This window comes from Rathayibacter oskolensis (assembly GCF_900177245.1).
Taxonomy (GTDB): domain Bacteria; phylum Actinomycetota; class Actinomycetes; order Actinomycetales; family Microbacteriaceae; genus Rathayibacter; species Rathayibacter oskolensis.
The window spans coordinates 959174-971595 of sequence record NZ_FXBM01000002.1 but is presented as its reverse complement, the minus strand read 5'-3'; the positions used below and the strand labels follow the sequence as shown (position 1 = coordinate 971595).

The following is a 12422-nucleotide window of genomic DNA, read 5'->3' as shown; positions in this document are numbered from 1 at the left end:
AGGCGTTGCGGAGTCCCAGGATTCGGCGCGGCGCTGGTCGTCGATCCGACGGCCCCTGTCATCGACGAAAGGGACCACCTGTGGCGAACACCACCCACGGAGCCGGAGGCGCTCGGCGCCGACGCTCACTGATCGGCTCGAGCGCGATGATCGGAGCCGGCGCCATCGTCGCCGGCTTCGCCTTCGCCCCGACGGCGAGCGCCGTCGAGCCGGTCGACTTCGCCGAGACCGTGACGGTCGACGGCATCATGACCCACCTGGAGGCCTTCCAGGCGATCGCCGACGCCAACGACGGCAACCGCGCGATCGGCACCGAGGGCTACGAGCTCAGCGGGCAGTACGTCGAGGCCGTCCTCGCCGCCGCCGGCTACACGACCGAGCGCCAGGAGTTCTCGACCTCCACGCAGACGATCGACGCCTTCTCGCTGACGACGACCCCGGCCGTCGTCGGCACCCCGATGGAGTTCACTCCGTCGACCCCCGAGGGCGGTGTCACCGGCGAGCTCGTCACGCCGGTCGACCCGCTGGGCTGCACGGCCGACGCCTGGGCCGGAGTCGACGCGACCGGCAAGGTCGCCCTGGTCAGCCGCGGCGTCTGCCCCTTCCTCGACAAGTCGATCGCCGCCGGTGCGGCCGGCGCCTCGGCGATCCTGATCTACGACAACGCTCCGAGCGACGCCCTGAACGGCACCTACGGTGCGCAGGACGAGGCCGCGATCCCCGGTGTCGGCATCACGCAGGCCGAGGGTGAGACGCTGCTGGCGGGTCTCCCCTCGTCGGCAAGCCTGACCATCGAGCAGACGACGACCGTCGTCGAGACCTTCAACATCATCACCGAGACCGCGGGCGGCGACCACGACAACGTGGTCATGCTGGGCGCGCACCTCGACGGCGTGCCCGAGGGCCCCGGCCTCAACGACAACGGCTCCGGATCGGCGACCCTGCTCGAGACGGCCGTGCAGCTCGCCGAGGCGGGCGAGACCACCAATGCGGTGCGGTTCGCCTGGTGGGGCGCCGAGGAGGTCGGCCTGGTCGGCTCCTACAACTACGTCGACTCGCTCACGCAGGAGGAGGCGGACAAGATCGCGACCTACATGAACTTCGACATGGTCGCGTCGCCCAACTACGTGATCTCGGTGTACGACGCGAACGAGTCCACCTACGAGGCGCCGGTCGAGGTCCCCGCGGGCTCGATCGCCACCGAGAAGGCGTTCACCGACTACTTCGACTCGATCGACCAGCCGTGGATCGACACGGCGTTCGACGGACGCAGCGACTACGACGGCTTCATCTCGGTCGGCATCCCCTCCTCCGGCCTCTTCACCGGCGCGGACGATGTGAAGACCGAGGAGGAGGCCGCGCTGTTCGGCGGCACCGTCGGCATCACGCACGACCCGAACTACCACTCGGCCGGTGACGACATCGCCAACATCAACCAGGAGGCGCTCGGCATCACTTCGAAGGCGATCGCGTTCGTGACCGCCTCGTTCGCAGAGGACACCTCCGCGATCGACGCCGAGAAGAACCCGACGACGCCGGAGCCGACCCCGACCGCCGAGCCCACCGCGACTCCGACGGCCGAGCCCACCGCGGTCCCGACCACGGAGCCGACCACGACTCCGACCTCGGAGCCCACGACGGCGCCGACCGCCGAGCCCACCCCGAGCAGCACCCCGACGGCCGGAGCGGGTCACGCCGCCCCGACGAAGCCCTCGAAGGCCACCCTCGCCGCGACGGGAGCCGACGCCGGCCTCCCGCTCGGCATCGGCGGCCTGCTGATCGCCGGCGGTGTCGGCGGGCTCCTGCTCGCCGTCTTCCGCCGCCGTCACGCGGAGGCTCACGACCGCGGCTGATCCCGCGTCACCCCACCGGAGCCGCCCGGTCGTCGATCCTCTCGACGGCCGGGCGGCTCCGTCGCGTGCGGACGCCGGCGACTGCGAGACGTCCCGCTCCCGTCGGGGCGTCCCGGCCGATCGGAACGTCTCGACCGGGCGGGACGCCTCACTGCGTTCCGGGATCCGTTCGGGCGCGGGCGAAGGCCTCCTCGACGTCCTCCTCGGGGTCGGCGAGGAGGCGGAGGGTCGCGAGGGCGTGGAATCGCCGGGCCTGCTCCGGGGACTGCGCGGCGGCCTCGAGCGCAGGCGCGGCAGCATCACCGAGCATCAGCAGCGCGCGGGTGAGACTCCGCTGCTCCGGCCGGTCGCCCTCGCCGAGGTGCTCGGCGAGCTGCCGGGCGAGCGCGGGGCGCTCGCTCTCCGGCGCGAGGCGCGCGGCGGTGCGCCAGGCCGCGTGGGCGACCTCGGGGTGCTCGTCGTGCAGCAGCGCCGGAGTGATCGCCGGCCACGCCCGCGGATCGCCCACCTTCGACAGCGTGTGCAGCGACTGGCTGCGCGCCCGGGGCGACTCCGACTCGAGCTCCGGCAGGAGCAGCTCGACGGTGATCGCCGGGTCGTGCCGGGTGAGGGCCCAGGTGAGCATCTCGCGCACCCCGAAATCGGTCTCGACGGCGCACTGCTCGACGAGCACGGCGGCGTACTCGTCGGCGGGCCGTGTCCCCGCGGTCATCGCGGCCTGCAGTCTCGACGACGCATCGGGGGCTCGCAGCGCCGCTCGGAGCCTGTCGGCGGGCCGGGTCTCATCGCTCATGGTCACCCATTCGACACCCGTCCGCCGGGAGGACGTCGAGTTCGCTCGACCGCTCCTCCGACTCCGCCGCGTCCGGCCGACACGGCGGACCGCAGCACCAGGGGTTCCCGCCGCGACGGCCGACGGTGTTCACTGGGCGCATGCGAGCCATCTGGAAGGGCGCGATCACCTTCGGCCTGGTCAACGTGCCGGTGAAGATCTACAGCGCGACCGAGGACCACGACATTGCGCTGCATCAGGTGCACGACGCCGACGGCGGGCGGATCCGCTACCAGCGCAAGTGCGAGATCTGCGGCGAGGTCGTCGGCTTCGATCACATCGACAAGGCCTACGACGACGGCGAGCGCACCGTCGTGCTCTCGAAGGACGAGCTGAAGGCGCTGCCGGAGGAACGCGACCGCGAGATCGACGTCGTGCAGTTCGTGCCGAGCGACCAGGTCGACCCGATCATGTTCGACCGCGCGTACATCCTCGAGCCCGACTCCTCCTCCCCGAAGGCCTACGTGCTGCTGAGGCGCACCCTCGAGGAGACCGACCGCACCGCCATCGTCGAGTTCGCCCTGCGGCAGAAGACCCGGTTGGCGGCGCTGCGGGTGCGCGGCAAGCTGCTGATGCTGCAGACGCTCTTGTGGGCCGACGAGGTCCGCGAGGTCGAGTTCCCCTCCCTCGAGGGCACGACGAGGATCGCCGCGCGCGAGCTCGAGATGTCCTCCCACCTCGTCGACTCCTACTCCGAGGACTTCGACGCGGCGAAGTTCACCGACGCCTACCAGGTGCAGCTGCGCACCCTCATCGACGCGAAGATCGAGCAGGGCGACGCCCTCGACACGGCGGCGACCTTCGGCGAGAGGCCGGAGGAGGAGGGCGGCGGCGAGGTGCTCGACCTGATGGAGGCGCTCAAGCGCTCGGTCGAGCGCAGCCGCGGGGCGAAGGCGGGAGCGGCCGACACCGCGCCCGCGAAGCCGGCCTCGAAGAAGACGGCGGCCGCCTCCACGTCGGACGACGAGAAGGAGGAGGCGCCGAAGAAGAAGGCGGCTCCGGCGAAGAAACCGGCCGCGAAGAAGCCCGCGGCCAAGAAGCCGGCCGCGAAGAAGACCGAGGACGCGTCGGTCGAGAAGGCCTCCTGATCAGGCGATCTCGTCGACGTCGTCGAGGTCGACGGCCACCGAGCTGACCAGGGCGAGCAGCGCCTCGGCGTAGGCGTTCTCGGCGGCGTCGTCCTCGAACACCTGCGGCCGCCCGCCGAGCTCCACCTCGACCGCGTAGCGACCGCCGTCGAGGCGGCGGAGGGAGCGGAAGGTGCCCCGGAGCAGCTCGCGCAGCTGATCCTCCCGGGGCAGCCAGAGGGAGTCCTCGAGCGAGACCGAGTCGAGCGCCCACTCCGTCGTGCCGTTGAAGCCCAGCACGGTGCCGCTGGCGTACTCGTGCGCCTCGATGGTCATGTCGCTGACCGTGAAGACATCGCCGTCGAACCCCTCGCGCTCGATCCGGAAGCGGTCGCCGGTGACCGGGGACCAGCGCACACCCGCGGTCCGCAGGGCCCTGGCCAGTTCGAAGGAGATCATCCTGCGAGTCTGGCGCGCTTTCCCGGGTGTCGGCCGCAAGGAGGGGCCGGGCCGCGCCGATGTCGGTGGGTGAGTTTACGTTCATGAAACGTCGGGTTCACAGCGCGGGCACCCGCACTGCATAGCGTGACCATCTGTGCCCCTTTCTGGGACACCTGCACCCCACCCTCCCCCGCGGAGGGACCCGTTCCCCGGAACGGCGATCGAGAGGACCACCCATGCCAGAGGCCCCCGTGCTGCCCGAGCGTCGACGGAGGCGCGGGCTCGGCCTGGCGGCCCTCGCCGGTCTGTCGCTCGTCGCCGCTCCCCTCGTCGCCGCGCCGGTGTCGGCCGCACCGAGCGGTGACGAGCTCGTCATCAGCGAGGTCTTCGCGCGCGGAGGCTCCGCCGGGGCGACCTACGCGAACCGCTTCGTCGAGCTCTACAACCCGACCGACGCCGACGTCGCGCTCTCGGGCCTCTCGCTGCAGTACCGCTCCGCGACCGGCACGGCGAACCCGACGACGACCGTCGCCCTCACCGGCACGGTGCCGGCCGACGGGCACTTCCTGATCCAGGGCGCGAGCAACGGCACCAACGGCGCTCCGCTCCCCGCGGCTGATCAGACCGCGAACGGCCTCAACATCGCCGCGGCGGGCGGCACGCTCTTCCTCGTCGAGGGGACGACGACCCTCGTCGCGCCCCCCACCGGAGCCGCCGAGCAGCCCGACGCGGTCCTCGACCTCCTCGGCTACGGCAGCTCGAACACCTTCGAGTCGGCGGCGGCGACCGTCCCGACCCTCACGCAGTCGATCGCGCGCGCCGACTCCCCCACGGGCGACACCGACGTCAACGCCTCCGACTTCGCGCTCGGCGACATGACGCCCGAGGCGTCCGGCGAGGGCCCGACGCCCACTCCGACGCCGACCGCGACGGCCACTGCCACGCCGACCCCCACTCCGACGACCCCGCCGACCGAGGCGCCGACCGTGTCGATCGCCGAGATCCAGGGCACCGGAGACGCGTCACCGCTCGTCGGGCAGACCGTCACGACCACCGGCGTCGTCACCGCCCGCTACCCCTCCGGCGGCTACAACGGCTACGTCATCCAGACCGCCGGCACCGGCGGCGCGCAGGCGCCGACCGCCTCCGACGCCGTCTTCGTCTACTCCTCGGCCTCGGTCGGCTCGGTCGCCGTGGGCGACAACCTGCGGATCACCGGCGCGGTCAGCGAGTTCAACGGGCTCACCGAGCTCACCCCGACCTCGGCGGAGACCGTGGTGCGACTCGACACTCCCGCGCTCGCCCCGACGCCCGCGACCGTCGCGCTGCCGCGCACGACCGCGGAGCGCGAGGTCCTCGAGAGCATGCTGATCGCACCCCAGGGCGACTACACCGTCACCGACACCTACGACCTCAACAGCTACGGCTCGATCGGCCTCGCCGCGGGCGACTCGCCGCTGCTGACGCCGACCGAGGTCGCCCGCCCGGGCACCCCCGAGCTGGCCGCCGTGGTCGCCGACAACGCCGCGCGCGCCGTCACGCTCGACGACGGAGCCTCGATCAACTTCCTCGGGTCCGCCGCGAACAAGGCGATCCCGCTGCCCTACCTGACCACGTCCGAGCCCATCCGCGTCGGCGCACCGGTGAGCTTCACCCGCCCCGTCGTCCTCGACTACCGCAACAACGCCTGGGCCTTCCAGCCCACGACGCAGCTGACGGTCGAGAACGCCGCCACGGTGCAGCCCGCCACGTTCGAGAACACGCGCGAGGCGCAGCCCGAGTCCGTCGGCGGCGACCTCTCGATCGCCTCCTTCAACGTCCTCAACTACTTCTCGACCACCGGCGACTCGATCACCGGCTGCACCTTCTACACCGACCGCGACGGCGACCCCGTCACGGTGAACAGCGGCTGCGACGCCCGCGGCGCGGCGAACGCCGATGACCTCGAGCGCCAGCAGGCGAAGATCGTCACCGCCATCAACACCCTCGGCGCCGGAGTCGTCTCGCTCGAGGAGATCGAGAACTCGGCCAAGTTCGGCAAGCCCCGCGACGAGGCGCTCGCCACGCTGACCGCCGCACTGAACACGGCGGCCGGCTCGGAGGTGTGGGCGTACGTGCCCTCGCCCGCCGCGCTCCCGCCGATCGCCGAGGAGGACGTGATCCGCACGGCCTTCATCTACAAGAAGGCCGTCATCGAGCCCGTCGGCGAGTCGGTCATCCTCACCGAGTCGACCGCATTCTCGAACGCGCGCAAGCCGCTGGCCCAGGAGTTCCGCCTCATCGGGGACGCCGAGAGCGAGTTCGTGGCGATCGTGAACCACTTCAAGTCGAAGGGCTCGGGAGAGGGCGCCGACGCCGACCAGGGCGACGGCCAGGGAGCGTCCAACGCCTCGCGCGTCGCGCAGGCGACCGCGCTCGTCGCGTTCGCCGAGCGGCTCGAGACCGAGAAGGCGACCGATCTCGTCTACCTCCTCGGCGACTTCAACGCCTACTCGAAGGAGGACCCGGTGCAGGTCATCACCGACGCCGGGTTCATCGACCAGGGCTCGAAGGACGGGAAGTACTCCTACTCGTTCGACGGCGCCGTCGGCTCCCTCGACCACGTCTTCGCCTCCCCCGCCGCCGACGCGACGGTGACCGGCGTCGACACGTGGAACATCAACAGCGGGGAGTCGGTGGCCCTCGAGTACAGCCGCTACGACTACAACGCGACGATCTTCTACGACACGTCGGCCTTCCGCTCGAGCGACCACGACCCGGTCGTCGTCGGGATCGACCTGCCCGAGACGGTCGTCTCGACCATCGACGTCGCGACGAGCGCGCAGACCAAGCGCCTCGGGCTCCTGCGGTCGCTCACCGTGACGGCCGTCAACAACGGCCCGGAGGCGGTCGCGATCGAGATCTCGACGCCCTACGGAACGCGGACGAAGAGCTCGGTGAAGCCCGGCCAGTCGTTCTCGGTGACGTTCCTCACGCTCCTGCGGCCGATCAAGGCCGGAGTGGCGACGATCGACGTGACCGCGAAGGACGGCTCCGAGAAGAGCTACGAGCAGGCCTACAGCGCTCGCTGAGGCCTCCGCGGCTCCTGACTCCCCCGCAGCGACGGCACCTAGAGTGCAGTCGTGCCCGAGGGAGACAGCGTCCACCGTCTCGCCGCCCGCCTCAGGCGGGCGGCGGACGGGCGGACGATCGAGGAGGGCGAGCTCCGCTCCGGTGACGCAGCGGGCACCGAGCTGGGCGGGCTGCGCATCCTCGAGCACGACACCCACGGCAAGCACCTGCTGACCCGGCTCAGCGGCGGCCTGACCCTGCACACGCACCTGCGGATGCAGGGCTCGTGGACCGTGACGGCACCGGGCCGCTCCGTGCCCCGGCACGTGCAGAAGGACGTCCGCGTGCGTCTGCGGCTCGACGACCGATCGACCGTCTGGGGCATCGACCTGCCCGTCGTCGACCTGCTGCCGACCCGCGACGAGCGGACCGTGACCGGACACCTCGGCCCCGATCCCCTCCGCGCCGACTGGGACGCCGAGGAGGCGATCCTGCGGTTCTCCCGCGCCCCCGAGCGCCCCGTGATCGCCGCCCTCCTCGATCAGCGCACCATGGCCGGCCTCGGCAACCTCTGGGCGAACGAGGTCTGCTTCCTCCGCGGCGCCTGGCCGTGGCGGCCGGTCGGATCGCTCGACGTCCGCGCCCTGGTGGCGACGGCCTCCCGCGCCCTCCGCGCCTCCGTCACCGTCCCCGGGATGTTCCAGACGACGACCGGCGACACCCGCCGGGGCGAGCGACACTGGGTCGTCGGGCGCGCCGGTCGCCCCTGCCGACGCTGCGGCACGACGGTGCTCGTCCGGGCCGAGGTCGCCGACGACCCCGAGCGGCGCCGCACCTGGTGGTGCCCCCACTGCCAGCCGGAACCCGCGTGAGGCTGCTGGATCAGGGGTGGTCGACGATCCGCACTCCCCGCGGCGAGAACTGCAGTCCCATCCGCGCCCTTGTCGCCACGATCAGCGCGACCACCGCGGCGCCGAGGACCAGCACGCCGCCCATCGTCGCGAGCGTCGCCCGGGGTCCGAGCAGCTCGCTCAGCCCGCCGATCAGCGGCGCGCCGATCGTCTGGAAGCCCAGCAGCACCAGGACGTAGATCGACATCACGCGGCCCCGCACCGAGACGTTCGAGGACGACTGGATCAGCGCGTTCGCGGCGGTGACGAACAGCAGGTTGCCCAGTCCCACTCCGATCAGCGACACGGCGAACATCCCCTGCGTGGGCATCGCCGCGGCGAGCATCTCGAACGCCCCGTACACGACCGCCCCGCCGACGACCGTGCGCAGCCGGAGCCGCACCCGACGGGTCGAGGCGACGGCGCCGAGGACAGCTCCCACCGCGGCCATCGACGAGAACAGTCCGTAGCCGCCGGCTCCCGCGTCGAACTCGTTCGCGGCGTAGTCGGCGAAGACCACGGCCGTGTTGAACGCGAAGGTCGACGCCACCGCGACGAGCAGCAGCGACCACGCGATCGCGGGCTTGCCGAGCACGTAGGCGACGCCCTCACGCAGCTGCCCTCGTGCCCGAGGCAGCCGCGGCACCGTGTGCAGGGCCCGGGCGTTCATGCTCGCCAGCCCCGTCACCGCCACCAGCGCGGCGGACGCGTTGATCAGGAACGCCGGACCGGAGCCGACCGCGAGGATGAGCACGCCGCTGATCGCCGGGCCGATGAGCGCTCCGAGCTGGAAGACGGTCGCGTTGATGCTGATCGCGTTGCGCAGATGCACCGGGCCGACGACCTCGGTGACGAACGCCTGGCGGGTCGGGTTGTCGATGACGGTCACGAAGCCGAGGAGGAAGGCGATCGTGAAGATGTGCCAGGGTTCGACCGCTCCCGAGACGGTCAGCACCCCGAGCACCGCGCTCAGCACCGCCGCTGTCGACTGAGCGGTGATGAGGAGGATCCGCTTGGGGTACCGATCGGCCAGCACTCCCCCGTAGAGGCCGAACACGAGCAGCGGCGCGAACTGGAGCGCGACCGTGATGCCGACCGCGACGACGCTGCCGGTCAGCTCCAGGACGAGCCAGTCCTGCGCGATCCGCTGGATCCACATCGCCGTCGAGCCGATGAAGTGCGCCCCGGTGTAGATCCGGAAGTTGGGCACCTCGAGCGCCTGGAACGTGTTGCGCCAGGCGGGCGGGCCGTCGACGACGGCGATCGGGGCGGTCGGGGCGGCCTCGGCGATCGAGGCGGTCGAGGCGGCGGGTGCGGCGGCTTTCGTGCTGGACACGGGGAGGGTTCCTGACTGCGGTCGTCCGGCGAGAACCGCCGGGAGGCGCCCCGCGAGTCGAGCGCTGGGCTATCCGATGCCTCCGACGGTACGCTCGACCTGCACATAAGCGAAGCCAATCGGCTCAATAACTCCCATCACCTCCCGCAATGACGAACGGAGATCCGCGTGTACGACCCCGCACTGCTGCGCACCTTCCTGGCGGTCGCCGACACCCGTGGATTCACCCGGGCCGCCCAGCAGCTCGGCGTCAGCCAGCCGACGGTCAGCCAGCACGTGCGCCGACTGGAGGAGGCGGCGGGGCGGATCCTCGTCGTGCGCGACACCCGTGAGGTCGAGCTGACCGACAACGGAGTGGCGATGGCGGGATTCGCGCGGACGATCCTCGCCGCGCACGCCGCGGCCGAGAACTACTTCAGCGGGGCCGCCATGAAGGGCCGGCTGAGGTTCGGCGCCGCCGACGACCTGGCGATCACCCAGCTGCCCCGCATCCTCCGCCACTTCCGTCAGCTGCACCCGCAGGTGAAGCTCGAGCTGACCGTCGACCAGAGCGCCCCGCTGCGCCGCAAGCTCGACGCCGGGCACCTCGACCTCATCTTCGTGAAGACCGCGCCGGGCGCCGTCGACGGGCGCCTCGTCCGCCGCGACACCATGGTCTGGGTCGCCCACGAGAAGACGGTCGTCGAGCGTCACGAGACCGTGCCCCTGATCGCCTACCGGGGTCCGAGCGTCTCGAGGCAGATCGCCATCGACGCCCTCGAGGCCGCGGGGCGCACCTGGCGCATCACCTGCAACACGCGCGAGGTCAACGGCGTGCTCGCGGCCGTCCGCGCGGGGATCGGCATCGCCGTGTTCCCCCGATCGCTCATCCCCGGCGATCTCGTCACCGTGAGCAACCGCTTCGGGCTGCCCGAGCTCGAGGACATCGAGTTCCGGCTCTTCGAGAACTCGACGGCGCCCCGCGAGCCGGTGGAGGCGCTCACCACGGCGATCATGGACCGCACCCACGTCCGCAATCCCGAGTGACCGGGAGGGCGCGGCTGCGTAGGCTGGGCACGTCACGTCAGGAGGTCGCCGGATGAGCGAGCAGTGGGGGTCCCCGGACCCGTCGGCACGACGCGATCCCCCGCCTCCGTCGGACGTGCAGCCCGCCACCGGGGCGTCGAGCACACCGGCCCGCCCCGAGGACGTCGAGCGGGCCCAGGCCGTCAAGGAGCTCAAGCGCCGCCGGGACTTCGCGGGAGCGGTCGGCGGCTGGGTCGGCGTGTCCGCCCTCACCACCGTCATCTGGTTCGCGACCGGCGCTCCCGGCTACTTCTGGCCGATCTGGCCGATGATCGGCGTCGGCATCGGAGTCGCCGGCCGCGCGGCCTCGATCTGGAGCCCGGCGAAGAAGGACATCACCGAGGCCGAGATCGCGGCTCAGATGCGCCGACGCGAGCAGCGCGGCCGCTGACCGGCCCCTCCGAGCCGCGAGGAGCACCCTCTCGGGATCGCGTCGGACGCGGCTGCTAGGGTCCCCTGGAGCGCTCCGACAGCCCGACGGCCGCGCTCACGGCACAGCGTGGCGCGCCGGACCTGCGGCGTGCCGCTTCCGGCACCGCCCCCTGACGGTTTGGACACCCTTGGCCGACTCCTCGCACCACCCCGACTCCTCCCGGCACCCCTTCGACGCGACGGACTTCCACGAGCTGCCGCCGCGGCGACCGAGCCGCCGTGCCGTGATCCTCGGGGCCGTCGGCGCCGGACTCGGAGTCGCCGCGCTCGGCGGGGCCGGCTACGCCGCCTACCGCACCTTCGCTCCCGACGTGCCGGGTGTGCCCGGCGACCCCGACGCACCCGCCCAGGAGCTCGACCTCCTCCCCGGCGTGCCCACCCCGGAGCAGTCCTTCGGCCCGAACGGCACGCACTGGCCCTCCGGCACGCCCTGGATCACGGGTGACATCGACACCGAGATCGAGGTCGAGTGCTCCTGGCTCGCGATCTCCGAGGCCATCACCACCGCGCTGACCACGGCCGGTGCCGCCGACACCATCAGGATCCTGGTCGCCCCGGGCGAGCTGACGGGCGCGGGCGCCGGCGCGAGCGCCACGCCGGTCATGCAGGACATCGGCTCGCTGGATCGCGAGAACCGGATCCTCGTCTATCCGAGGGACGGCTACGGAACGGTGACGACGGCCAACTCCTGGCGCGTGCTGCGCGTCTACGGCGTCACTCTCGCGGGGATCGTGACCACCGGCGGGTTCCTCGCCTCCGGCTGCTCCGGCTCCGCCTTCGCTCGCATCAGGGCCGACGCGGCCTACAACGTGCACGGCGCCGACGGAGTGGCGTTCACCGAGAACGTCGAACTCGTCGAGATCGTCGTGCCGCAGCCGCAGCTGCGCAACGAGGACGTCTCGAGCCTGCGCACCCCCACCAAGGGCGACGGCGGCCTGCGCTACGTGCGCCGAGTCGCCTGCTACACGGCACCCGGCTACAAGGAGAAGGGCTCGAACGCCCACACCGACACGGTGCAGTTCTCGGGGCAGGGGAACAACTACTACGGCGACTTCACGAACGTCGACTGCATCGACTTCGCCTCGACGAACACGGCCTTCCAGATCGGATCCGCTCCTAACGTGCGCTACGAGCACTGCCTCGTCGTCGGCGGCGAAGTGGTGCGACGGGTGTTCCCCCTCCCCGACGGAGCGGACACGGGAGGCAACTTCGCCGCCTCGAACGGCCCGGGCGCCGATCAGGGCTGCTCGGCCGTCGACTCGGTCTTCATCGGAGCCATGGGTGCCTCGACGTGGGCGGAGGTCACCGACTCCACCGTCGGCTACGAGAGCGTCGCGGCCCCCGCCGAGGGCGAGTGGACGATCGACCCCTCCATCCTCGAGTGGGGAGCGGACGACGTGCACGGGCTCAGCCCCGAGGCGACCGACGAGTACCTCGCCTCGATCTGGAGCTGAC

10 protein-coding genes are annotated in these 12422 nt (G+C 71.7%); 7 read left to right on the top strand and 3 right to left on the bottom strand.

Features of this window, described 5'->3' with window-relative positions; translation table 11 throughout:
* Nucleotides 1–80: 80 nt before the first annotated feature.
* The gene (locus B9Y99_RS13575) at nt 81–1853 is read left to right on the top strand and encodes a M28 family peptidase (protein ID WP_244274912.1); all 1773 of its coding nucleotides are present in this window, start codon (nt 81–83) and stop codon (nt 1851–1853) included.
* A gap of 148 nt (nt 1854–2001) precedes the next feature.
* On the opposite strand, the gene B9Y99_RS13570 is transcribed toward B9Y99_RS13575, so the two are convergent.
* Nucleotides 2002–2646 (bottom strand): HEAT repeat domain-containing protein, encoded by a 645-nt coding sequence (locus B9Y99_RS13570; protein ID WP_085477083.1) that lies wholly within the window; start codon nt 2644–2646, stop codon nt 2002–2004.
* A 140-nt stretch (nt 2647–2786) separates the two neighbouring features.
* Here B9Y99_RS13570 and ku point away from each other — a divergent pair, with 140 nt between their 5' ends.
* A complete protein-coding gene (gene ku, locus B9Y99_RS13565) occupies nt 2787–3773 on the top strand; it encodes a non-homologous end joining protein Ku (protein WP_085477082.1) in 987 nt (328 codons plus the stop codon).
* Here ku and B9Y99_RS13560 read toward each other — a convergent pair whose 3' ends face one another.
* Nucleotides 3774–4211 carry a pilus assembly protein CpaE gene (locus tag B9Y99_RS13560; protein WP_085477081.1) on the bottom strand — a complete coding sequence of 146 codons (438 nt, stop codon included), beginning with the start codon at nt 4209–4211 and terminating at the stop codon, nt 3774–3776.
* Nucleotides 4212–4429: 218 nt separating this feature from the next.
* Here B9Y99_RS13560 and B9Y99_RS13555 point away from each other — a divergent pair, with 218 nt between their 5' ends.
* Nucleotides 4430–7264 carry an ExeM/NucH family extracellular endonuclease gene (locus B9Y99_RS13555; protein ID WP_085477080.1) on the top strand — a complete coding sequence of 945 codons (2835 nt, stop codon included), beginning with the start codon at nt 4430–4432 and terminating at the stop codon, nt 7262–7264.
* A gap of 51 nt (nt 7265–7315) precedes the next feature.
* Nucleotides 7316–8116: a DNA-formamidopyrimidine glycosylase family protein gene (locus B9Y99_RS13550; protein ID WP_085477079.1), complete on the top strand. Its 801-nt coding sequence runs from the start codon at nt 7316–7318 to the stop codon at nt 8114–8116.
* Between the two features lie 10 nt (nt 8117–8126).
* On the opposite strand, the gene B9Y99_RS13545 is transcribed toward B9Y99_RS13550, so the two are convergent.
* Nucleotides 8127–9470: an MFS transporter gene (locus B9Y99_RS13545; RefSeq protein ID WP_244274911.1), complete on the bottom strand. Its 1344-nt coding sequence runs from the start codon at nt 9468–9470 to the stop codon at nt 8127–8129.
* Nucleotides 9471–9638: 168 nt separating this feature from the next.
* Between B9Y99_RS13545 and B9Y99_RS13540 the strand changes: the two genes are divergently transcribed.
* The 3 genes from B9Y99_RS13540 (at nt 9639) to B9Y99_RS13530 (ending at nt 12421) form a co-directional block, all read left to right on the top strand.
* Nucleotides 9639–10496, top strand: coding sequence for a LysR substrate-binding domain-containing protein (locus B9Y99_RS13540; protein ID WP_085477078.1), 858 nt, complete (start codon nt 9639–9641; stop codon nt 10494–10496).
* A 52-nt stretch (nt 10497–10548) separates the two neighbouring features.
* Nucleotides 10549–10926 (top strand): 2TM domain-containing protein, encoded by a 378-nt coding sequence (locus tag B9Y99_RS13535; RefSeq protein ID WP_085477077.1) that lies wholly within the window; start codon nt 10549–10551, stop codon nt 10924–10926.
* 169 nt (nt 10927–11095) lie between these two features.
* The gene (locus tag B9Y99_RS13530) at nt 11096–12421 is read left to right on the top strand and encodes a hypothetical protein (RefSeq protein WP_085477076.1); all 1326 of its coding nucleotides are present in this window, start codon (nt 11096–11098) and stop codon (nt 12419–12421) included.
* Nucleotide 12422 lies beyond the last annotated feature (1 nt).